The sequence below is a fragment of the Pseudomonas fluorescens genome (assembly GCF_018614655.1).
GTDB lineage: Bacteria > Pseudomonadota > Gammaproteobacteria > Pseudomonadales > Pseudomonadaceae > Aquipseudomonas > Aquipseudomonas fluorescens_BX.
On the sequence record NZ_JAGGOG010000002.1, the window covers coordinates 369,043 to 390,243 of the forward strand.

Consider the following 21,201-nt stretch of genomic DNA (forward strand, 5'->3'; position numbering starts at 1 on the left):
GATAACGGAACTTCGCTGCAAATCCCTCCTCTCAAGCAACGCTTCGTCATCCTGGCGAGCCTTGTTGTGACCGCGGTCCGATACTGCGGCACGCCCAGAGAGACTTGTGCTGATGGTCCACGATACGACCACCTCAACAACGACATCCTCCCCGCCCACGGTTGAACAACCACGCCCGGCTGCGGCCGCTACCTTGCTGGCCCTGATGCATGCCCAAGGCGAAGTGGAACGCCTGAGCGAACGTGAGCAATTGCTGAGTTCGCTGCTGGTCAGCGTGAATGCCGTGCTCTGGGCAATCGAATGGGAAACCCGTCGTGTGCTGTACGTCAGCCCGGCCTACGAGCGAGTTTTCGGACGTATGGCAGGTTTGCTGCTGACCGATTATCGGGAATGGCGCAACAGCATCCACCCCGAAGACCTCGACTATGCCGAGCACAGTCTGGCCCAGGTGCTGGACAAGGGCGTGGTGGAAGACCGCGAGTACCGCATCATCACGGCAGACGGGCAGATCCGCTGGATCAGCGACAAGTGCTATATCAACCAGCACGCCGAGCCCGGACAGCCGGTCATCATCGTGGGCATGGCCGAGGACATTACCGAAAAGAAGCAGTTGGAGCTGGAGTTGCACCGCCTGGCCACCACCGACGTGCTGACCCAGAGCAGCAACCGCCGGCACTTCTTTGAATGCGCCAACCGTGAGTTCGACCGCGCTTGCGCCCAGGGCACTCCCCTGGCGTTCCTGTTGCTGGACATCGATGACTTCAAGGTCATCAACGACACCTACGGCCATCTGGAGGGCGATCAGGTGCTGCAGCGCATCGCCGGGAGCGGTCGAGGGGTTTTACGCCGTGGCGACCTGTTCGGGCGCATTGGCGGCGAAGAGTTCGCCGCCGTGCTCCCCGGCTGCGCGCCGGAGATGGCGTTACACGTGGCGGAACGGTTGAGGCACGAAATCCAGGAGTTAAGTTTCAGCCATGAAGAGCAAGGCTTCAGCGTGACGGTCAGCCAGGGCCTGGCCAACCTCACCGCCGAGGATGCCAACCTGGACAGCCTGTTTGGCCGCGCCGATACGGCGATGTATGAAGCCAAGCGCCAGGGTAAGAATCAGGTGAAGGTGGGTTAGCGCTACACCTTGCGCATCCGGGTCAGCTCCGGCAACCCGACCTTGAGCAATCGCGCAGCCTTGCTCCTGGCCAGCTCCTCGACGCCTTCATGCTCCGTCAGCCGCGCCAGTTGCGCAGCCATATGCATCACCAGCGCTTCGCGGGAATACACCCCGCCTTCCAGTGAATAAACCGCCGCGATCAACTGCCGCAACTCCAAGGGCAAGCGCCAGCGGGTGCGCAACGCCGAGCCGTAGCTGGCGCCGAAGGTAAAGAGCGACTCGCCAATCAATTCGTCATCCAGTTCCCCACCGCCCTGGCGCCACTCCTGCAAGCAACGCAGCAGCGCCAGGTCGCCCAACCGATGGAGAATGCCGGCGCTGTAGCAGCGCTCATGGTCCAGGTCGAGCATGCGCGCCAGCGAGCGGGCGTATTCAGCAGTGCGCTGAGACAGTTGCCAATGACGCTCGGCGTAATCCACCAGGCCAGGGTCGCTCAAGATCACGTTGTGCTTGAGGGCCAGGCCGAGGATCAGGTTCATGCTCTGCCCGGCGGCCAACTTGTGCAGCGCCATGGACAGGGTTTGCACCGGCGTACCGTGATGGCCGGCGCTGTTGGCAGCAGCGATCAGCACGGCGCTGATTTGCGGGTCCACCCGCACCTGTTCTTCCAGGCGCCTGAGGTCCAGGCCTTCCGGCTCAAGGCTGTGTTGCACAGCCACCTTGACGTCGACTCGTAATGGCGCGCCGTCAGACGTATCCCGGCGACGCTCGAGGAACACCGGCAAGGTCATGCCGGGCACCAGCGCCGGGACGTCGCAATAGACCGTCTCGCCTTCGTTGAGCAGCAGGTCTTGCAGACGCTGGGTCAGGCCTTCCATGTTCAAGGGTTTGGTCAGGTACGCCGTCGGCGCCAGGGGCAAGGCTTCGCGCACACTGGCGCTGTCATTGCGGGTACTGAGCAGGATAAATGGCAACGCCGGGGACCGTCGTTGTTGACGCATACGGCGCAACAGGCTCAAGCCGTCGACACCGGGCAGTTCCCAGTCGGCAATGATCAGGTCGTAGGTTTTCTCACTCAGCATCAAGGCCGCTTGCTGGCCATCGGCACACAGATCCAGCCGCGCGTCACAGCGCACATTCAACAGCACCTGCTTGAGCAGATCCCGCGACCAGGGGTCGGCCTCGGCAATCAGCACACGGGGCACAGCAGGTAAATCAACAGCAGTCATCCAGCACGCTCCATCGACAATGCTTGCACCTTAGACAAAGGAGCCGCCCACGTACAAGGAACCGCGCCTGAATAGCGAGCATCCCCCATGAAAAAACCCGCCGAGGCGGGTTTTTTGTCGATCAGGTCACTCTTCGATCACAGCTCGGAGAAGCACTCTTCGATGATCGCCAGGCCTTTATCCAACTGCTCGTCCGGCGAGGTCAGCGGCACCAGTACGCGCAACACGTTGCCGTAGGTGCCGCAGGACAGCAGGATCAAGCCCTTGTCACGGGCCTTGGCTACCACGGAGGCGACGGCTGCGGCGTTGGGCTTGTGGGTGTCGCCGTCTTCGAACAGCTCGACCGCGATCATCGCGCCCAGGGCACGCACTTCACCGATCACCGGGTACTTGGCCTGGATGGCTTTCAGGCCGGTCACCAGACGCTCGCCCACCGCCTTGCAGCGGTCCAGCAGGTGCTCTTCTTCAAACACTTCCATCACGGCCAAGGCCGCGGCGCAAGCGATCGGGCTACCGGCGTAAGTACCGCCCAGGCCGCCGGGTGCGATGGCGTCCATGTATTCAGCCTTGCCACACACACCGGCCAGCGGGAAGCCGCCAGCAATGGATTTGGCGAAGGTGGTCAGGTCGGCAGCAACGCCCATCTGTTCCATGGCGAAGAAGGTACCGGTACGACCGGCGCCGGTTTGCACTTCGTCGGCGATCAGCAGGATGCCGTGCTTGTCGCACAGTTCGCGCAGGCGCTTCATGAAGGCTTTAGGTGCGACGTAGAAACCGCCTTCGCCCTGGACCGGCTCGATGATGATGGCGGCGATGTCACGCGGCTCGGCATCGTTTTTGAAGATACGTTCGATGCTGGCGATGGAATCATCCACGCTCACACCGTGCAGTTCGTTCGGGTACAGCGCGCGGAAGATACCGCCTGGCATCAGGCCCATGCCGGCCGAGTACGGTACGACTTTACCGGTCAGGCCCAGGGTCATCATGGTGCGACCGTGGTAAGCGCCGGTGAAGGCGATCACGCCAGCACGGCCAGTGGCAGCACGGGCGATTTTCACGGCATTTTCTACCGCTTCGGAACCGGTGGTGACCAGCAGGGTTTTCTTGGCGAAATCACCTGGCACCTTGGCGTTCACTTTCTCGCACAATTCCACGTAAGGCTCGTAGGCCAGTACCTGGAAGCAGGTGTGAGTCAGCTTGTTCAACTGTTCGGTGACCGCAGCGATGATTTTCGGGTGCAGGTGACCGGTGTTCAGCACGGCGATACCGCCGGCGAAGTCGATGAACTCGCGACCTTCAACGTCGGTCACGGTGGCGTTCTTCGCCGACTCGGCGAAGATCGGGTGAATCTGGCCAACACCGCGCGGTACAGCGGCTTCGCGGCGTTTCATCAAAGAAGCGTTGGTCTTGCTCATCAAAAAAGTCCTCATGCGCCGCTCATCGGGCGGCGTGGTCCAAGGAATACGTGGCAGGGAGGCAACTACGGCAGCATGCGATGATCGACTGCCACAGCTTTCCCGGCCACTTCGAATAACGTGTTGAAGCACGCAAAGGGACAGCGCTCTCGTGCCCTTTGCGTTTAACGCAATGCCTTGCCGGGTTTAGATGCCCAGGCAGAGGTATTTGATTTCCAGGTAATCCTCGATCCCGTACTTGGAACCTTCACGGCCCAGGCCCGACGCCTTGATGCCGCCGAACGGCGCCACTTCGTTGGAGATCAACCCGGTGTTGACGCCGACCATGCCGTATTCCAGGGCTTCGGCCACACGGAACACACGGCCCAGGTCACGGGCATAGAAGTAGGACGCCAGGCCGAACTCGGTGTCGTTGGACATCGCGATCACTTCGGCTTCGTCTTTGAAGCGGAACAGCGGTGCCAATGGGCCGAAGGTTTCTTCCTTGGCCACGGCGGCGTTTTTCGGCACGTTGACCAGGATGGTCGGCTCGAAGAAGTTGCCTTCCATGACCTTGCCGCCCGCCAGCAGGGTCGCGCCTTTGCTCAGGGCGTCAGCGATGTGTTCCTGAACCTTGGCCACGGCTTTTTCGTCGATCAGCGGGCCGGTGGTGGTGCCTTCTTCCAGACCGTTGCCGATCTTGAGCTTGGCCACGGCCACTTTAAGTTTTTCGGCGAACGCGTCGTACACCGAATCCTGAATGTACAGGCGGTTGGCGCAGACGCAGGTCTGGCCGTTGTTGCGGTACTTGGAAATGATCGCGCCTTCGACGGCCTTATCCAGGTCTGCGTCGTCGAACACGATGAACGGTGCGTTGCCGCCCAGCTCCAGGGAGACTTTCTTGATGTCCTTGGCGCATTCAGCCATCAGCTGGCGACCGATTTCGGTGGAACCGGTGAAGGACAGCTTGCGCACGATCGGGTTGCTGGTCAGCTCACCGCCGATGTCGCCGGCGCTGCCGGACACCACGCTGAACACGCCTTTTGGAATACCGGCACGCTGGGCCAGTTCAGCCAGGGCGAACGCGGAAAACGGTGTTTGCGACGCAGGCTTGAGCACCATGGTGCAACCGGCGGCCAGGGCCGGGCCTGCTTTACGGGTGATCATCGCGGCCGGGAAGTTCCACGGCGTAATTGCCGCCGTCACGCCAATCGGCTGCTTGATCACGATCAGGCGTTTGTCGGGCTGGTGGCCGGGAATCACGTCACCGTAGACGCGCTTGGCTTCTTCGGCGAACCACTCGATGAACGAGGCGGCGTAGACGATTTCGCCCTTGGCTTCAGCCAGCGGCTTGCCTTGCTCCAGGGTCATCAGGCGAGCCAGGTCTTCCTGGTTCTCGATGATCAGCTCGAACCAGCGACGCAGCTTGTTGGCGCGGTCCTTGGCGGTCAGTGCACGCCAGGCCGGCAGGGCCTTGTCGGCCGCTTCGATGGCGCGGCGGGTTTCGGCAGCGCCCATCTTCGGCACGGTGCCCAGGATTTCGCCGGTCGCGGGGTTATTAACCTTGATCGTTTGACCGTTGTCCGCATCGACCCAAGCGCCATCAATAAAGGCTTGCTGGCGGAACAACTGGGTGTCTTTAAGCTGCATGTCGGCTTTCCTTAACAGCACCGCGCGCGCGCGGAGCAAATTAGAGTTGTTGAAAGGCGCCTTTCGGGCTGCCGTCAGGGAAATCAGTCACTGGGCGCAAGCAAATACATAGCGCACGGGAGACAGAGCGTTTGAAATCTCAAACGAATCCTAGGATCAATGGGGGTAAAGGACAATAGTCTGTTCGAAAAAAAGAACGTAAACGACGCATTTGTCCCACCTTTCAGATCAAACGCACAAACGACAACGCCCCCATCGCCTGCTGGCGATGGGGGCGTTGGGACGCCTACGACTTACGGCTGGAACGACTTGAGCACGGCCAGCAAGCTGGTCAGGTTGTCGGCCACGCCGCCCTGAGCGACTTTTTCGGTGGCTGCGGCGCCAGCCGTGGTGTCGACACTGTAGATCTGCATCACGCCCTGGTTGGTAGCCGCCTGGGCCAAGGTGTTTTGCTGTTGCTGGGCCGAGACCGAGTTCTGGAACAGAATCGCGGTGGCCTGACCCATGGACTGATAAATGGTACTCATGGCCATGGCCGGCGATTCGGCAACGACCTTGACGTTGGTCTGGGTGACGGCATCGGTGATTTGCGGGCTGACTGTACTCATGGTTAGAACTCCTGGTTTTAGAAAGAACAACATCCGTTAACGCTCAGCCATCAAGGCTGGAACGACTTGAGCACGGTCAACAGGCTGGTGAGGTTATCCGACACCCCGCCCTGGGCGACCTTCTCGGTGGCGGCGGCGCCAGCGGTGGTGTCGACGCTGTAGATCTGCATCACGCCCTGGTTGGTAGCCGCCTGGGCCAGGGTGTTTTGTTGCTGTTGGGCCGACACTGCGTTCTGGAACAGAATCGCCGTGGCCTGGGCCATGGATTGGTAGATGGTACTCATCGCCATTGCTGGCGATTCGGCCACCACTTTGACGTTGGTCTGGGTGACCGCGTCGGTGATTTGCTCGTTTACAAATGCCATGATCAATTTCCTTATTTAGTACACGGAGCATTCCGTGTTCATCAATGAACGTTGCAAAACAGCCGGTGTGAAGCGGGTCGAAATCAACTCTGCACACGCTGACTGTGTTGTTCGCTCAACTGGCCAAGGGTCGATTCAATTTGCGCAATCAACTCTTTCATTTGCACATCAATAGCGGCTTTGACTTCCTGTCTGATCTGCTCGGACCACTGCTCCTTGAAGGAGCGCTCAGCCTGCTCCGGCGTACCCGCTGAAGCCTGCGGTTGCTGCGCCTTGAGCCATTGCTGGATCAGCGCTTCACGCTGCTCGGCGGTTTGCCGGAGGGTGTTTTCATTGGCCTTGGCCCGCTCAAGCAGCTCATGGGTACGCGCGCGCTCAGTTTCGATCAACTGGCTCGTCTGCTCCCGGGCCTGATCGATGAGCGCCTGCGAGGTGCCGGCAAAGGTCTGCGGCCTGCTGCGCACCAGTGCTTCCAGCACTTGCCGGTCGCCGGGGGTCAGCGGCAGTTCGAGGGCTTCTGCCAGGCGGTAGATATCCGCTACGGGGTTTTGTTCGGGTTGAGCCATTTCGCTCTCCTGGGCCGTGGATGGGCCGCTAAAGCCGCACCTCTGCGTTGTTTTCCCAGAAGCCGGCGAAATAGAAGTCTTCGTCGTTGTCGCAACTGGAGGCCAATTCCCACGGGGTCATGACGGTGGGCCGCGTGTCGAAAATCGGCGCAGGCACCGGTAGCAGATTGGCGTTGGTATAGAGGTTGCCCACCTCGTACGCGTTGGCGACAAATTGCGAACAGAACGCGGCGTTGCTGATGGACACCGACTCGTTGATCCGGCTCATGATGCCGGGCTCATAGGCCGACAGCTTGAAGATCGACAGCATCGCGTTCCACTTGCTGTAGCGCCCACTGATGTCCTTGCTGACCACGTCGCCGTAGAACTGGCCGGCGGCATAGGCGGCAGCGTTTGCCAGATCGGGTTCAGTGCAAGTAAAGACCATCGCCCCACGGGGCGGGGTTTCGCTGGTCAGGTCAGTCAGTTGAATGCCATCGCCGACACTTTCGATCACGTGGGTGGCATCGACGGCAATGGCCGCATGCACCACCGGCACGTTGGGATCGCCTGTACCGAAGATTTTGGCCTTGAGCCATTGGCCCGCCCGAATAAAGGCACGGGGAAGACTGGTAGGCACGTTGTCATCCACTTGCGCCACTGAAAAAACAATATCTCCAGGCTGCATGATGTCGCTCCTCATTTAAGAAAAGTTACTTTCAAGTTGCTGTTGCACAGCTCCAGAAGGGTTCTGGAACTCGATGCTCGGTCTACGCCGCCGGCGCGGCGCGATTGGCCAGGGTGCTGCTGTACTTGGCGATGCTCTGGTCGATCTTGTCGATCGCCACGCTGGCGGCTTCGGCCTCCATCGCACCCGCAGCAGCCGCAACGGCAGCGGCCGCGCCCACCAGCAGGTCGGTGGCCAGCGCACCCAAGGCGTCCTCGGCCGCTTTGGCGGGGTGGTTTTCAACGATGTTTTTGGTCATCTGCTCCAGCAATACCGCCTGGGCGGCAAGGGCGAGTTTGGTGACCCCGTCGAAATACCCCGCCGCCGACTGCGCCACCAAACCCGCGGCCTGGCTGATCATCATGTCGGCGGCCACGGCGATCTGTGCCGGGGCATAGGCGTAGTTCTGCGCGTTGGTGAACTGCACGGCCTGGACGATCTGGCTGTTGAGCGCTGCCGTGCTGTCCGTGGACGGCGTGCTCGCCTGGGTGAGCAGATGTTCGTTCATGCGGTCTATCACCGAACGTCGTGCCGGTGTGGCAGGAGGCGGCGCGGGCGGATCAGTCGCTGGCGCGGCGGGCGGGGTAGCGGTTGTTTTTCTGCTGAACCACGACATGATGCGGCTCCCCAGGGCTCAGCCCTTCTCGCCAATTTGCATGATCAACGCGACCGCCTTGGAGATCACCGCATTGGAGATCTGGTTCATGGCCTGCTGGCTGTTGACCGCGTTCTGCAAGGACAGGCCGGCAGCACTGCTGGCCACCTGATACAGCGACGCAATGGCCTGGGCCGGCGCCTCCGCGACCACCTTGACGTTGGTTTGGGTTACAGCGTCGGTAATCTGGCTGTTGACCATCGGATCTGTCATACATCTCTCCTTGATGGAATCGACCCGGCAAGGGCGCCGGTGGTTATCACGTAGGGCTTGTACTCATTGAACTAGAACGCCCCGCGCCGACAGTTGTGAATGGTTCAGCGCAACGCGGCCCGCAACAATTGCACTCGCTTGCGCACCAAAGGCAGGGTGATGCCCAGCTCGGCAGCGATTTGCGGGTAAGGCATGTCGTCGACGAAGCGCATTTCAAACAGTCGACGCTGCATCAGCGGCAATTGCGCTACACGCAGATCGACCTGGGCAAGGCGCTCATACAACTCGGTACGCTCCAGCACCGAGACACAAGGCGCCGCCAGAATGGCTTGATGATCGTGCTGCAGATCAATCGAGTGATCGAACAGCCGCCCTTCCCGCTTGCTGCGCCGCAGGCTGTCGAGAAATACGTGGTTGAGTACCAGAAACAGAAACCCCTCGGGGTCGCGAATCCGCTCCGGTGAGCGCCGGAAAAACAGCAACGCTTTGACGGCTGTAGCCGATAACCACTCCTGCCCCAGCTCCGTATTGCCCTTGGCCCGTCGGACGGCACGGCGCTTGAGCTCCTCATAGACTGCGCGCCAACTGGCTTCGAACAACTGATCCACCGCCGCTACTGAGCGTTGCTGTAGAACTTTCATCCCCATTGCCGGCACTCCCTGTGCGTTCTTGATGGGAGTCAGTCTGTAGGGGATGTACAGGGGGACGCTGTTACTTAGGGAACAACACCCTGATTAATTCAACGAACAGGCTTTGCGCCGTAGATGGTCAAGATCGTTGATCACCATACGATCGAGATTCCCGCTGATCAGCCCGCTACGGCGCCACAACTGCAACTGCACATTGAGCTTGGGACGACTGGTATTGAGCATCGAGGCCAGCAGACTCTGGCTGGCGGGCAACGACACCCTGGGCAAAGCCATCGCCAGGTCGATATCGTCCATGTTGGCCAACAGAAACCTTGCCAACCGCGACTCCAGTCGATGCAGGCAAACCAGCTCCAGCAACTCGATAACTTTGAGCAAGCGAACCATCATCAACATCAACACACGCCGCAAAAATACCGGCTCTTCAAACAACAACGAAAAATGCCTGCTCCCCAGCTGCAGCAACCGCGTCGGGCCACTGGCAAAGGTCGAGGATTCACGACCATGGCCCGAAATCAACGCTGACTCACCCACCACTTGCCCCGCCCCGGCATTGCCGATGATCTGTTCACGGCCATCAGGCCCCTGCATCACCGAGTAGACCCGGCCCTCCACCACCACGGCGATAAATTCGAGAGTGTCGTCCTTGAAATAGAGCAGTTCGCGATCTGCCAACGTTCGCTCCACCATATGGGTCGCGACATAGTGCAAAAGATGTTCTGGCATACCCCGGAACAAATCGGAGCGAGCCAACAATGTTTGTCGCAACGGGAGATCGAGCATCACGGTTCCTTTGGAATGCATGCGTTCACCTGGTCTGACAGGAAAATGCCGCGCCAGACGCGGCAGAAGGGACTTTGAAGCCAACAGAGCAAAGCAAACAAAGGGACGTCCGGCGCGGGGACTTGTGAACGCAGGGCGGCAATGGGTTCCGCTTGCCAGCCGCAACAGCCGGTAATCGCCACGGAAAAAACCAGCATGGACGCCTAAGGCCGACATGGGTATGATGTCGCCCGCACAAGCATCCGTAGCTCAGCTGGATAGAGTACTGCCCTCCGAAGGCAGGGGTCGTGGGTTCGAATCCCGCCGGGTGCACCATACAAACGAAAAAGCCCCAGGTCGAAAGACCTGGGGCTTTTTCGTGGTCGCCGTTTATTTATTACTTTTGCAACGCCTCCAACCGAGCCGGCAAGTCTTCCTGGGGGAAACGTTTATACAACGCCAGGAGCTGTTCATCGGCCGCCCTGGCCTCACCCGCCTGGCGCAGGCGTACGATTTCCCGAAGCCCTTGCTCCAGGGACTGTGGCTGGACCGTCATCCGCTTGCTCATTTTTGCCGCAGGCGCATCCGCCATGGTGCCCGCGACCTCAGCCTGAACCCGCGCACTGTCGGCCTGGGGCGCCATGGCAAACCCCACTGGTGCAGCGGGAGCTGCCGGGGCAGGCGCGGGTGCGTACAGGACCGGGCGGGCCAGTTCACGGAAGTTGGTGGAGTGGTCCCGTAGCGCGGGCGCGGAGAGTTCGGTGTCAGGCACCGGTGAGCGCACGACCAGGCCAATCATCAGCGCTACACCGGCAACGGTGGCAAATGCCATCTGCCAGCGTGGCCGTTGGCAGGCCTGCAGCCAACGTTGCCAAAGGCTCGGCTGGGGCGCCGGGGCTTCGCGGTGGGCGGTGGCCAGGATGAAGGCGTCCAGCGATGCCGGCGGCTCGCCGCTGGTGTGTTGCCGCAAATGTTGGATCAGCACGTCGTCGGTGGGATCCGGGGTATGTCGGGAGTCAGTCATGCGGGTACCTCCTCGGCCAGCAGTCGACGCAATTTCTGCTGGGCGTAACGCAAGCGGCTTTTGACCGTTTCCAGTGGCGCGCCGATCAAGGCGGCAATTTGCGGCACTTCAAGATCGCCATGCAGGCGCAGTAGAAATACTTCGCGCTGGTCTTCGGGCAAGTCTTGCAGGGCCGCTTCCAGGCGGCCCTGATCGCGGCTCAAGCTCAACTGCAGCTCGGGGCTGGCGGTGTCGTCGGGCTGGACATGAAGCTGCTCATCGTAGCTGTCATGCAACGGGTTGTGGATGCCGTGTTTGCGCCAATGATCGATCAGGCGGTTGCGGGCAATCTGGAACAGCCAGGTCCGAAAACTCGCCCGGCCCTGAGGCTGGGTGGTGCTGCGGATCAGGCTGAGCCAGGTCTCCTGGAACACTTCTTCAGCCAGTTCGGCCTTGTTGCTCAGGCCCACGAGGAAACGGTACAGACCCAGTCGATGCCGCGCATACAGGGCTTCAAAAGAAGCCCCGTCGCCGTTGCGGTAGCGGGCCAGCAGCGCTTCGTCGCTGGGTGGATCAATCGAAGCAGGCATGTAGGTGGCGAACTCCTTTCGGTGCGGGGATCAGGGTTGGGCAGGCGCCTTGAGGCTCTGCGCCAGCTCCACCAATTGCACAAACTCGCTGCGCAGGCCGAACGGGTCGTCGCCCCGGGCAGAACGGGCCAATGCGGCAGTGTCTTTCAAACTCATGTCCGCAGTGTAACGGCCGTCACCCTTGAGTTGCTGGGCGAAGGCGGCCACGGCCGCCGAAAACCGCAGGTCATCGCTGGGTTTGCCGGGCGTCTGCTCACTGCTGACCAGATGCTCGATCAACCGGCTGCTGCCACCTGATGCAGGCTTGTAGCGAACCCGCAACATCGCCAGTTCGCCCGTCTTGCCGTCCACCTTAGGAGTGTCAGCGTAGCGCAACGGTTCCAGCCAGCCCTTTTCGCCCTTCGGCACAATCTCATACAACGCCGTCACCGTATGCCCCGCACCGATCTCGCCGGCATCGACCTTGTCGTTGTTGAAATCCTCACGCTTCAAGGCACGGTTTTCATAGCCCAGCAGGCGGTACTCACTGACCTGGGCCGGGTTGAATTCCATCTGCAACTTGACGTCCCTGGCCACCACCGCGAGGGTTGAGCTGAGCTGCTCCACCAGCACCTTGCGCGCTTCACGCAGGTTGTCGATGTAGGCGTAGTTACCGTCGCCCGCGTCGGCCAGTTGCTCCATCAAGTGTTCATTGTAGTTATCCACACCAAACCCCAGGGTGGTCAGGGAAACTCCGCTTTTGCGCTGGTCGACGGCCATCTGCTTGAGGCTGTCGAAATCACTGACGCCGACGTTAAAGTCACCGTCCGTGGCCAGCAGGATGCGGTTGATGCCTTTGTCGATAAATCCTTCGCGGGCCATTTGATACGCCATCTCGATACCCGAGGCGCCTGCGGTCGAACCCCCAGCGGTCAACTGGTCGATGGCGTTACGAATCTTCGCCTTGTCGCGCCCCGACGTCGGCTTGAGCACCACCCGCGACTCACCGGCATACACCACCAGCGACACGCGATCCTGGTCCCGCAGTTGATCCACCAACAGTTTCAGCGTGCCCTTGACCAGCGGCAGCCCTTCGCGACGATCCATGGAGCCGGACACATCCACCAGGAACACCAGGTTAGCCGGTGCCAGGTCCGCCACGGCACGATCCGAAGCCTTGATGCCGATGCGCAACAGGCGGGTGTGCGGGTTCCACGGTGACACTGCCACTTCGGTGGTCACGCCAAACGGCGAGCCGTCTGTAGGCAGGGCGTAATCGTAGGGGAAGTAATTGACCATTTCCTCAAGTCGCACAGCACCGTCGGGCGGCATGTGGCCTTGATTGAGGAAGCGTCGGACGTTGGCATAACTGCCGGTGTCGACATCAACACTGAAGGTCGACACCGGCGTTTCGGCGACGCTATGAACGGGGTTGTCCGGCAGGTTTTGATATTGCTCGCGAGGTTCGGCGCGGTACTCCCTCTGCACCGAATCACGCATGGCAAAGCTCGCGACCCTCGGGGCCGCCATCGGAGTGGCCACGCGTTTGACCATGGCGCCCTGTGGGTGAACCGGTTCGCTTTGCAGCTCGGGAACAGGTGCGACGTCGGAGGTCTTGGCAACGTCTTGGGACGAAGACAACCCACAACCGGCCAGCGCCACCAGCAAGGTAACGGCAAAGCCCTGGGCAGCAGGAAGCAGGAGCAGAAGAGGACGGGACATGGGCTGAACCTCGAGTATGAATGATCCGTTCACAGAATCAGACGCAGGGCACTCGCGGTTCGGGTTAAAGCTCGAAATTTTTTTGGCAACGGCTTTGGAGGGACTCGGCTCGAATCACGTTTGGCTACACAGGCACGTTGAACCTGGCGTCGTGAGAACGCCACTCACCGAGCACCCGCCCCTCAGGCCAAATACGTTGAGTCTTGCGCTGCACGGGACGTCAAAAAAGAGGAACAACGCCATGACTGACCTACAACGCAGAGTCGCTTGGTCCGGTGAGCCAAACTCACGTGCATCCTGGCCACTGTATGGCCGTTCTGAGCCCCCATCACGCAAACCTTCCTACACCACTGATCAAGCGGCCGAGCAACTCACCCGAATGGGCTACCGCTGGAAGGACCGCAACCTTGATGGTGTAACAAGCATTTCCTATCAATTCTTCACTCCGTCGAAATCCACTTACGACACCCCGGCCGGTGCCAACGAATTCACCGGCTACCAGAAGGAACACGCCAGAAGATCCATGCAGTCCTGGGCCGATGTGGCCAAGCTGTCTTTCAACGAAAATACGCCAGACGCTGAAGGGCGACTGTTGCTGGGCAATGATGCCAACAGTGGTCTTCCAGCCCATGCGTCCTATCCCGGCATCTACCGCAATGGCACGCAAGCCTGGTTCGCGTCAGACGGCAAGAGTCGCCCCTTCAATCACGACAGCTACAGCCGGCATTTGCTGACCCATGAGATAGGCCACACCCTGGGCCTGATGCATCCCGGAAAATACAACGGCGGTGGCAGTTACGATCAGCACGCCAGCTACGCCGAGGACACTCGCGCCTACAGCGTCATGAGCTACTGGTGGGAGGGCCATCGCGGTCACGATCATCGCAAGAATCAGGAAGCCCACTATCCTGCCGGGCCGATGATGGCTGACATCAGCGCCGTACAAAAACTCTACGGCGCCAATTTCAAGACCCGCAGCGACGACACGATCTATGGCTTCAACTCCAATACCGGCAGCGACTTCCTGAGTCTCAAAGCCTCAACCGATGCCCCTGTATTCTGTGTATGGGACGGTGGCGGCAACGATACGCTGGACTTCTCGGGGTTCCACCAGAACCAATCCATCAACCTCAAGGCCGAGCAGTTCTCGGATGTCGGCGGCATGAAAGGCAACGTGTCCATCGCCAAGGGTGTGACACTGGAAAATGCCATCGCAGGCTCCGGGGATGATCAACTGACCGGCAACGCCGCGAACAACCGCTTGAAGGGTGGTGCCGGTGCAGACAGGCTGGAGGGCGGCGCGGGTGCGGACACCTTTGTCTACGACAAGGCCAGCGACTCCACCGAGAGCCGGCCCGACCTGCTCCTGGATTTCACCAGCGGGCAGGACAAAATCGATGTGTCCGGCGCGATGAAAGAGGCCGGCATTCATGCGCTGAGCTTTGTCACACGGTTTAGTGGACGACCCGGCGAAGCAGTGCTCGGTTATAACGCCTACACCCGGGAACACAGCCTGGCTATCGACTTAAATGGAACCGGCAAGTCGGACCTGTTCATTAGAAGCAACGGCGTCATCAAGCCCGCTGACGTCATCCGCCACCACTCGAATACACCGATTTTACCGCCGCGCCCTTCCCTCCCCGTCGACGTCACACCGAGTCATCCCCGACGGGCGATACGTCCGGATAACGCCCCAACCACTCCAAAAACAGGCTTGCAACAGGCCCCCTTTTCTTTGCAGAACTGGTCCAGCGCATCGCTCAAAGGCACACCCATGCACACCGCAGCAAGGGCGGTGGGCACCATTCGCGAAGTCACGGTAATGCGCGACTCATGGGGCTACGAGCGGGTCCATCATCGCTCGCTGGGCACCGGCTCACTGATCGATGGGGGCAACAGCGTACTGACCAACAAACATGTTCACGAGGCGCTCGAAAAAGGCAGCAGGCTCGAACTGTGGCTGGGGTATGAGGAAGGTGAAGACGGGCGCATGAAAGCCGCGCGCAAGGTGCCGCTGGATAAAAACCTGATCAGCGGTGACGCTCGACTGGACTATGCCGAATTGAGGGTTGATTTGCCCCAAGCGCAAAGAACGGCACTGGCGCGTCAATTCCCACCGCTCAAACTGGCCACCCACCCACAGATAACGGCTGGGCACAAAATCTTCATGCCCAACCATGGGCAACAATCCCTCGGTATTTCCTTTTTAAACGGCAGCGGCAAGCCCACCACCATCCTGGGACTGAGCAGTGACAGCGCGTATCAGAGCGCGTTCTATCACGACGCCTACAAGATACCGGGCACCTCTGGCTCTCCAGTGATCTCGGCCGATACAGGGGAAATTATCGCGCTGCACACCGGCGCCATCAGTGGCCCACTGGGCGGCGGTCGCGCCTGGATGGGCACGGCCAGCCGCATAGAGCTGATCCAGCGGCATCGCCAGGAGCAAAAGAATCGAGATACCAGAAGCGCAGGCATCTATTCTAGTTACTTGAGTTCCTGAACCAAATACTGCCCGGCGATCTGGGTGATGCCGGTCAGCGCCTGACGCAGGGCGGCGGGGTCCGTACGGTAGGTGAGCGGCGTGTAGCCATAGACGTTTTGGCCGTTGAGCGGTGTGATCGACTCACTGGTGCGCCACACCATCTCATCGCCACGGCTCATCACCGCCAGCACCGTGACGGTTGGGTAGACCACACTGCTGAACCCCTGGGTCAGGCGAAAGCCCCACTCGCCTACGGTCAACTGAATCTGTGCGTCGGCCGGCTCATCATCACCCACCACTTTAAGGGACGAGGTCTTGCCCAACGCGTCGACAAAGCCTTGTTTGACCAACGCACCCAAGTCAATTTTTTCGGCTTCCATGACCGTGAGAATCGCCATCGGAGTCGACATCTCGGCCAACTGGCCAGCCTTCATGCCAGCGGCAAAGCCCGCACCCGACAAGGCGGCGGTGCCCAACTTGGAAGCACCAGCGGCCATGCCGACGCCCGCGCCGAGACCGGCCCCCAAAGCGGCGCCCCAGGCTTGTTCACGGCCCATATAAACCATCTGCTTCTCCTGCCATTTGACAGGCAGCACCTTGACGGTCTTGATCTGAGTGCGGTTTTCGGGGGTCAGCGGGTGGCTGACGCAGCCGGTGAGTACCAGGGTAGTGAAGAGTACGAAAAGGAATTTGTTCACATCGGTCCTTAATGTTTTTTGCCAGAGACAGTGGGCGGGGCACCTATTGTCGCTTCAGATAAAAGAGATGGATAAAGGAGCGGCTTTATTGGCGAATCAAGGGAAAGTCGAAGGCCTGAACCCTCGACGATCTCAGGCTCACTTGCTCTCTTTTACCACCGTCCCCAAGGAAGCATCCTTGACCAAATAGCGGCCTTCCACATCGCTCAATACCTTCAAACTATTGCGCGCCATCACCACACCCACCTCGACTTCCTGCTTGAGGTAAATGACTTCACCAGCCTTGGCCGTGATGGTCATGTCCGCCCAGTTTTCCGCCTTGGAGCTGATTACATGCTGACCGGGGGTCATGTAGAAATAAATGTATTGGTTCCCGCGGTTGTAACCCATCTCAGAGTCGGCTTCCTTGTCGTCGAGGAAGACATTAAACCGCACCATCATCCCGGCATTGCTCGGGCGCACCACATACACCAACCCTTTGTCAGCTACAGCTGCCTTGGGCAACGAATAATTCGCCACGTCGGCCTGCATCTTTTCCACCGACGGTGCCGAGGCGCAGCCAACCAACGTGGCCATGGATAAAACAACAGCAGCCTTGCAGAACAGCTTCATCATGTATTTCTTCCTTGTGGTGCTACTGATAAACGGGTTGAGATGCAGGTCGCAGTTCGCGCATCCATTACTGCTTCAGATCAAGCCCTAGTTTGTCGGCCATTAGCGCGAAGATATGAGTGTCTAATCCTGAAATGAAAAAAGAGAACAGATTTATTTAAGTGATAAAGCACTTCGGAGTGCCTTTCCGCTCTGCCTCAAGGAAAGGTCGTGCCCATTCTTGACCACTCATTGGAAAACCAAATACCGGTCACCTTGCCAACAACGTCTTTGAGCTCAACCTGCCCCATAAAGCGGCTGTCATTGCTGACATCGCGGTTGTCGCCCAGCAGATAAACGTGTCCCGGCTCGACCGTCAGCGGCGCCAGTTGTCGCGAGTAGTCCTTCTTGACCCTCTGCGCGGGCGCATGGAACAAACCCAGGTTTTCTCCGTTACGAATCAAATCGCCGTCTACGATGGCCAGCGTATCGCCGGCGACTCCCGCCACACGCTTGGTGGCTTCGGTCTCGTTATAGCGATACACCACAATATCTCCGACCTTGGGTGAGCCCGCGTGGGTGTCAGACACAATGTAATCACCTATCGACAACGTAGGGACCATCGAGCCTGAGGACACGAAATAGTTCTGGTAGCCGAGTAACGGGTTTCGCAGCCCCCCCAGCACAGTCAGGGTAATCAAGGTCAGTACGACCACATAGCACACATGAAATCGAACACGAGGGATCCCGTGCGGCCCGTTATACCGACGGGCCAACACCGTCGCCATCACAGCCGAAACCAGTTTGACCACAATGATGAAGGCGACGAAAACGTACATGCCCGCCGGGCTGGCAATCAATCCACAAACACCCAGGAGCACAATGCCGAGATACATCAACGCGGCGACCCATATCCCCCACTTTATACGGCCGACATACACCAGGCCCCAGCCTGCCACCAAGCAGGACATCAGGAAGGCTTGCAGAGAAGATTTAACAGTTTTCATGGGTCTTCCTTGACGGGGGCAGAAGGACAAACGAAGAAAATCCAGGTCAGACTGAGCCGGAGTTTTGCTGGTCAGTGGTGACGGGAAGATGCTTCGTGGGCTCGGTGACGTCATAGACATGCTGCTCACAACCCGCACCGATGATCACAAACTCCACCAGGTAAACCTTTTGCTTCTCGGGCTTGAAGGTTGAACGCATAGGGCCGCAGGCATAAACAATCTTCTCGGCATAGCGGTAGTAGTTCGAGTCGTAGACCCGCGACTCACCGATCACTTCAATCGCCTGCCCGGAATCGGCCTGCACTTCCAACTGGGGGAAGCGTTTAACGGCGGCACTGTTAGCGACCTCATTCAACTTGGCGATCCAACCGAAGACCTTGCCACGACCGGAATCAACCACGGTTCCTAACACCTCCGCCCGCTGATCAGCATCGGAACTGCGCCGTACTGAGAACTGCACCGGGTGGGGGAACCCCGTCGACTTCATGATGATCTTGGCGTGTTCCACGTCAGCAACGACTTTGGTTTGCTGCAACTGGACACCGTCCCTGAGCAGGCTTGGGGAGGAGTCCCTGATGTTTGAATGACAGCCTGTCAGGGCCAGGGCCAAGACTAAAAATGTGATTTTTTTCATAGCTACTTCTCTGCAAAAACACGGACACGGGCGAAAAGAAGAAACACACCGCGATAAAAATACCAATCCCTTAAATAGCGGAAAGCGTGGTCTGATCCAGGTTCCTTTCTCAAGTTATTCAAATGTGAGAGTGTTTTTTTACGTTGAATTGATAAAAACGGTTCTGTCCAACATATCACCAAGTCGCCGATGCAAACCAAAAACACAAATACACCGTCCAACATGCTGGACAGCGCCTTAGGCAACTTTCTCAAAGCTGACTGAAGAACGGTACAGGGCGGAGCGTAAGGAAAGCCGACCACCGAAATTTTGAACAGGCACTTGCCTAAGCTTTGACCATTGCGCAGCGCATCGCAAAACGAAAAGTAGACGAGGGCAAGTAAGGTTAAAAAATACTCACCCCCTGAAAAAATAGTCAGGCTCAAGGCAGAACTGAATCGAACGGATAGAGGTATCATGAAACTTTTCAATAACAGAATAAAAAATACAACCGCCATATAAACAACGTAACCGGCCAGCCGCCTTCTGGGGCTTGCCAGATCATAAGTGTCTGTTGACGAAATTATGCATCTCTCCGTCGATAAAATAGGGGGAACGAGTGATAAAGGTCGCAACGGCGGGGCGCATTTATTTTTCAGACGCTCTACCACCCAATTCTGAAAATTTTCCTTTAAGAAAGCCCCCACTATTCACCTCTTATTAACTTATTCGACCGTCCCCTTACTCACCCTCTTACTCACTACTTGTCAGCCGAGCAAATGCAGCATTCACCATCCTCGGCGCCCAGTCACAAACTCTTTTACATATGCCCATTGATTCACCGTCCAATACACTGCCAACACCACAGATAATGGAGCGCCGATCCAGAGGTATACCCAATCCGAATCAGTTTGCAAAATCACTCCGACAAATCCAGAAACCAACACTGCTACGAAAAAACTGACCCCATATATAATCGAAAATAAACCAATAGATATGAAAAAAACTCGAACATGTTTACTTTTTATCACTGGATGCCTCCTCGTAGAACGTAAAGTCCTTGTCGGCAACCGACTTTAGGTACAACGTCATAACGGTCCCATAGGGGGTATGGTTTTCCAAGCAGTAGAAAAATAGGAGTCAGTCCACAATAAAAAACACCAACCATTAAAAATTAAAACCGTGGTCTGACCCCGATTTTCCTAAACGTGGTCTGCCCCCATTTCCCTCTCGCAATTTGGCCAAGCTGAAACCGCCAAGAACACAAAAAATAAAATCCAAATTATTAAAGAGCAAAATTTCGTAAGCCAAAACTAAAAATCCAACTCACAGAAGCTATTAAAATCGTGGTCTGACCCCGTTTTCGTTCAAGCAAAGAGAAGAGATACACCGCGACAAAAATACTAATTCCTTAAATATAGGAAATCGCGGGCAAACACTTCGCCCAAGAAAGCGAAAAATAAATCCGCCCCTTTTTTCTACTTTTTTGCACGTTTTTTTGCAGTTATATCAGCTGGTTAGCTGTTAAGTAAGTGCCAGTTAAATCTGTCCACTTTTTCGCTCTGGTCCGCCCCGCTTTCTTACGCCCCCTTGCCAATCAAATAAATCTATCCAACTCTCTCCTTTACCTAACAAGCGTTGCTCTACATAACTGAGAATTCTTATTGAATTGCAGATGTAAGGCATAGCCATCTCTTTCATATTTAACCCAGCGATTGATATGACCAAGAAGCATATCTGTCTTTCCTCCACCTAAAGATGAAGGTGTGCCTAATAGATGAGTAATTTCAGATTCTGAACTATCAGAAGGAACTGGCAGATCACCTCGATATTTTGAGAACCCTTCATCAGCATCTATATAAAAAGTAATTTGATCCACTAAATTATTCTCTAACAAAAATAAGACGCCAGAACGAAAGAACGAGTAATAAATTCTATCACCTAAAACCCCCTCATCAATGCTAGGCAGCTCATTAAACGCTTGAGAAAGATAGATGAACTTATCATCCTTCTTCGAGCTTCCTAATACTTCGACAAAATCATCCCACATTAGCATCACTCAATCACTCCAGATTGACGATTTCTATCAACGATTTTTTTTATTGCGCCATCAACCTGCTGTGGATCATATCCACGCTCTATCATATTACTTCTTAAAGCATCCGTATCACGACATATAGCGCCGCAAAGATCGATTGCATCTTGCTGAACTTGCGCTGCTGTATTCTTACCACCATAAGTTGGTCCCGACTGATGAACGTCCTTGGGAACTTCTACAGCAGTTGCATTTTGATATAAAGTTTTTTCTTCTGCAGGCGTCAATTTTCTACCCAGCCCATCTTCCTTTGATTTTCTTAAAGCTGCGAAAGATGGTATATGATCATGTTCTAATCCATCGCCAACAACTTCACCTCTTTTAAGATCCTTATATGATCCAACATCAAGCGCCTTAACACTCTGAATTTCATTACTGGCCTGATTAATCAGTTTCGACGCTGTGTCGAGATCACCAGCTTTTAGAGCCTTTTGTGCACCTTTTATGGCTTTTCCGGCAACATCACCAGCACCGGGTATTATACCAATCGCTGCTGCTAGGTAATCCAGAGCGCTATC

At 57.4% G+C, this 21,201-nt stretch carries 22 protein-coding genes, 1 tRNA gene and 1 pseudogene; 3 read left to right on the forward strand and 21 right to left on the reverse strand.

Annotated elements, in window-relative coordinates; translation table 11 throughout:
* Positions 1 to 112: 112 nt before the first annotated feature.
* Positions 113 to 1,123, forward strand: coding sequence for a GGDEF domain-containing protein (locus J7E41_RS02470; RefSeq protein ID WP_214989839.1), 1,011 nt, complete (start codon positions 113 to 115; stop codon positions 1,121 to 1,123).
* 2 nt (positions 1,124 to 1,125) lie between these two features.
* Here the strand turns inward: J7E41_RS02470 and J7E41_RS02475 are convergent, their stop codons facing one another.
* The 11 genes from J7E41_RS02475 to J7E41_RS02525 all read right to left on the reverse strand — a co-directional run bounded on the left by J7E41_RS02475 (position 1,126) and on the right by J7E41_RS02525 (position 9,942).
* Entirely contained in the window at positions 1,126 to 2,334 is a 1,209-nt protein-coding gene (locus J7E41_RS02475) for an HDOD domain-containing protein (protein ID WP_214989840.1), read from the reverse strand.
* Between the two features lie 137 nt (positions 2,335 to 2,471).
* Positions 2,472 to 3,749 carry a 4-aminobutyrate--2-oxoglutarate transaminase gene (gabT, locus tag J7E41_RS02480; RefSeq protein WP_214989842.1) on the reverse strand — a complete coding sequence of 426 codons (1,278 nt, stop codon included), beginning with the start codon at positions 3,747 to 3,749 and terminating at the stop codon, positions 2,472 to 2,474.
* A 186-nt stretch (positions 3,750 to 3,935) separates the two neighbouring features.
* Entirely contained in the window at positions 3,936 to 5,378 is a 1,443-nt protein-coding gene (gabD, locus tag J7E41_RS02485) for an NADP-dependent succinate-semialdehyde dehydrogenase (RefSeq protein WP_214989844.1), read from the reverse strand.
* A 293-nt stretch (positions 5,379 to 5,671) separates the two neighbouring features.
* Complete coding sequence (locus J7E41_RS02490; RefSeq protein ID WP_003187551.1) at positions 5,672 to 5,986, reverse strand: RebB family R body protein; 315 nt, start codon at positions 5,984 to 5,986, stop codon at positions 5,672 to 5,674.
* Positions 5,987 to 6,036: 50 nt separating this feature from the next.
* Complete coding sequence (locus tag J7E41_RS02495) at positions 6,037 to 6,351, reverse strand: RebB family R body protein (RefSeq protein WP_005783676.1); 315 nt, start codon at positions 6,349 to 6,351, stop codon at positions 6,037 to 6,039.
* Between the two features lie 83 nt (positions 6,352 to 6,434).
* Positions 6,435 to 6,917 carry a hypothetical protein gene (locus tag J7E41_RS02500; protein WP_214989846.1) on the reverse strand — a complete coding sequence of 161 codons (483 nt, stop codon included), beginning with the start codon at positions 6,915 to 6,917 and terminating at the stop codon, positions 6,435 to 6,437.
* Positions 6,918 to 6,945: 28 nt separating this feature from the next.
* On the reverse strand, positions 6,946 to 7,584 hold the full coding sequence (locus tag J7E41_RS02505) for a hypothetical protein (protein WP_214989848.1): 639 nt from the start codon (positions 7,582 to 7,584) through the stop codon (positions 6,946 to 6,948).
* An 82-nt stretch (positions 7,585 to 7,666) separates the two neighbouring features.
* Positions 7,667 to 8,239, reverse strand: coding sequence for a hypothetical protein (locus tag J7E41_RS02510; protein ID WP_214989850.1), 573 nt, complete (start codon positions 8,237 to 8,239; stop codon positions 7,667 to 7,669).
* Positions 8,240 to 8,257: 18 nt separating this feature from the next.
* Positions 8,258 to 8,491: a RebB family R body protein gene (locus J7E41_RS02515; protein WP_179448658.1), complete on the reverse strand. Its 234-nt coding sequence runs from the start codon at positions 8,489 to 8,491 to the stop codon at positions 8,258 to 8,260.
* A 104-nt stretch (positions 8,492 to 8,595) separates the two neighbouring features.
* Positions 8,596 to 9,138 (reverse strand): sigma-70 family RNA polymerase sigma factor, encoded by a 543-nt coding sequence (locus J7E41_RS02520; protein ID WP_214989851.1) that lies wholly within the window; start codon positions 9,136 to 9,138, stop codon positions 8,596 to 8,598.
* A gap of 87 nt (positions 9,139 to 9,225) precedes the next feature.
* The gene (locus J7E41_RS02525) at positions 9,226 to 9,942 is read right to left on the reverse strand and encodes a Crp/Fnr family transcriptional regulator (RefSeq protein ID WP_214989853.1); all 717 of its coding nucleotides are present in this window, start codon (positions 9,940 to 9,942) and stop codon (positions 9,226 to 9,228) included.
* A 217-nt stretch (positions 9,943 to 10,159) separates the two neighbouring features.
* Here J7E41_RS02525 and J7E41_RS02530 point away from each other — a divergent pair.
* Positions 10,160 to 10,236, forward strand: a tRNA-Arg gene (locus tag J7E41_RS02530).
* 61 nt (positions 10,237 to 10,297) lie between these two features.
* On the opposite strand, the gene J7E41_RS02535 is transcribed toward J7E41_RS02530, so the two are convergent.
* From J7E41_RS02535 to J7E41_RS02545, 3 genes are read right to left on the reverse strand one after another with little or no spacing between them, the layout of a single operon-like run.
* Positions 10,298 to 10,924, reverse strand: coding sequence for a hypothetical protein (locus J7E41_RS02535; protein ID WP_214989855.1), 627 nt, complete (start codon positions 10,922 to 10,924; stop codon positions 10,298 to 10,300).
* A complete protein-coding gene (locus J7E41_RS02540) occupies positions 10,921 to 11,493 on the reverse strand; it encodes an RNA polymerase sigma factor (protein WP_214989857.1) in 573 nt (190 codons plus the stop codon). Before J7E41_RS02540 ends, J7E41_RS02535 begins: the two co-directional genes overlap by 4 nt.
* A 30-nt stretch (positions 11,494 to 11,523) precedes the next feature.
* On the reverse strand, positions 11,524 to 13,194 hold the full coding sequence (locus tag J7E41_RS02545; RefSeq protein WP_214989859.1) for a vWA domain-containing protein: 1,671 nt from the start codon (positions 13,192 to 13,194) through the stop codon (positions 11,524 to 11,526).
* A 241-nt stretch (positions 13,195 to 13,435) separates the two neighbouring features.
* Here J7E41_RS02545 and J7E41_RS02550 point away from each other — a divergent pair, with 241 nt between their 5' ends.
* A complete protein-coding gene (locus J7E41_RS02550) occupies positions 13,436 to 15,697 on the forward strand; it encodes a M10 family metallopeptidase C-terminal domain-containing protein (RefSeq protein WP_214989861.1) in 2,262 nt (753 codons plus the stop codon).
* Here J7E41_RS02550 and J7E41_RS02555 read toward each other — a convergent pair.
* From J7E41_RS02555 to J7E41_RS02585, 7 genes and pseudogenes are all read right to left on the reverse strand, one after another.
* Positions 15,682 to 16,377 (reverse strand): hypothetical protein, encoded by a 696-nt coding sequence (locus tag J7E41_RS02555; protein WP_214989863.1) that lies wholly within the window; start codon positions 16,375 to 16,377, stop codon positions 15,682 to 15,684. The genes J7E41_RS02550 and J7E41_RS02555 overlap by 16 nt on opposite strands.
* A 138-nt stretch (positions 16,378 to 16,515) precedes the next feature.
* Positions 16,516 to 16,908 (reverse strand): DUF2846 domain-containing protein, encoded by a 393-nt coding sequence (locus tag J7E41_RS02560; RefSeq protein WP_251029310.1) that lies wholly within the window; start codon positions 16,906 to 16,908, stop codon positions 16,516 to 16,518.
* 278 nt (positions 16,909 to 17,186) lie between these two features.
* Positions 17,187 to 17,975: a signal peptidase I gene (gene lepB, locus J7E41_RS02565; RefSeq protein ID WP_214989867.1), complete on the reverse strand. Its 789-nt coding sequence runs from the start codon at positions 17,973 to 17,975 to the stop codon at positions 17,187 to 17,189.
* 46 nt (positions 17,976 to 18,021) lie between these two features.
* On the reverse strand, positions 18,022 to 18,609 hold the full coding sequence (locus J7E41_RS02570) for a hypothetical protein (protein ID WP_214989868.1): 588 nt from the start codon (positions 18,607 to 18,609) through the stop codon (positions 18,022 to 18,024).
* 2 nt (positions 18,610 to 18,611) lie between these two features.
* Positions 18,612 to 19,295 (reverse strand): RDD family protein, encoded by a 684-nt coding sequence (locus tag J7E41_RS02575; RefSeq protein WP_353049386.1) that lies wholly within the window; start codon positions 19,293 to 19,295, stop codon positions 18,612 to 18,614.
* A gap of 917 nt (positions 19,296 to 20,212) precedes the next feature.
* Complete coding sequence (locus J7E41_RS02580; RefSeq protein ID WP_285229485.1) at positions 20,213 to 20,647, reverse strand: hypothetical protein; 435 nt, start codon at positions 20,645 to 20,647, stop codon at positions 20,213 to 20,215.
* A pseudogene (locus J7E41_RS02585) lies at positions 20,644 to 21,201 on the reverse strand (hypothetical protein); the annotation flags it as partial. The pseudogene J7E41_RS02585 and the gene J7E41_RS02580, both read right to left, overlap by 4 nt.

Coding starts and splice junctions, on each gene's coding strand:
- lepB (WP_214989867.1), bottom strand. CDS start 17,975: ATGAAAACTGTTAAATCTTCTCTGCAAGCCTTCCTGATGTCCTGCTTG.
- J7E41_RS02540 (WP_214989857.1), bottom strand. CDS start 11,493: ATGCCTGCTTCGATTGATCCACCCAGCGACGAAGCGCTGCTGGCCCGC.
- J7E41_RS02495 (WP_005783676.1), bottom strand. CDS start 6,351: ATGGCATTTGTAAACGAGCAAATCACCGACGCGGTCACCCAGACCAAC.
- J7E41_RS02490 (WP_003187551.1), bottom strand. CDS start 5,986: ATGAGTACAGTCAGCCCGCAAATCACCGATGCCGTCACCCAGACCAAC.
- J7E41_RS02515 (WP_179448658.1), bottom strand. CDS start 8,491: ATGACAGATCCGATGGTCAACAGCCAGATTACCGACGCTGTAACCCAA.
- J7E41_RS02520 (WP_214989851.1), bottom strand. CDS start 9,138: ATGGGGATGAAAGTTCTACAGCAACGCTCAGTAGCGGCGGTGGATCAG.
- J7E41_RS02505 (WP_214989848.1), bottom strand. CDS start 7,584: ATGCAGCCTGGAGATATTGTTTTTTCAGTGGCGCAAGTGGATGACAAC.
- gabT (WP_214989842.1), bottom strand. CDS start 3,749: ATGAGCAAGACCAACGCTTCTTTGATGAAACGCCGCGAAGCCGCTGTA.
- J7E41_RS02500 (WP_214989846.1), bottom strand. CDS start 6,917: ATGGCTCAACCCGAACAAAACCCCGTAGCGGATATCTACCGCCTGGCA.
- J7E41_RS02475 (WP_214989840.1), bottom strand. CDS start 2,334: ATGACTGCTGTTGATTTACCTGCTGTGCCCCGTGTGCTGATTGCCGAG.
- J7E41_RS02545 (WP_214989859.1), bottom strand. CDS start 13,194: ATGTCCCGTCCTCTTCTGCTCCTGCTTCCTGCTGCCCAGGGCTTTGCC.
- J7E41_RS02470 (WP_214989839.1), top strand. CDS start 113: ATGGTCCACGATACGACCACCTCAACAACGACATCCTCCCCGCCCACG.
- J7E41_RS02525 (WP_214989853.1), bottom strand. CDS start 9,942: ATGCATTCCAAAGGAACCGTGATGCTCGATCTCCCGTTGCGACAAACA.
- J7E41_RS02535 (WP_214989855.1), bottom strand. CDS start 10,924: ATGACTGACTCCCGACATACCCCGGATCCCACCGACGACGTGCTGATC.
- J7E41_RS02550 (WP_214989861.1), top strand. CDS start 13,436: ATGACTGACCTACAACGCAGAGTCGCTTGGTCCGGTGAGCCAAACTCA.
- J7E41_RS02510 (WP_214989850.1), bottom strand. CDS start 8,239: ATGTCGTGGTTCAGCAGAAAAACAACCGCTACCCCGCCCGCCGCGCCA.
- J7E41_RS02560 (WP_251029310.1), bottom strand. CDS start 16,908: ATGCAGGCCGACGTGGCGAATTATTCGTTGCCCAAGGCAGCTGTAGCT.
- J7E41_RS02570 (WP_214989868.1), bottom strand. CDS start 18,609: ATGAAAAAAATCACATTTTTAGTCTTGGCCCTGGCCCTGACAGGCTGT.
- gabD (WP_214989844.1), bottom strand. CDS start 5,378: ATGCAGCTTAAAGACACCCAGTTGTTCCGCCAGCAAGCCTTTATTGAT.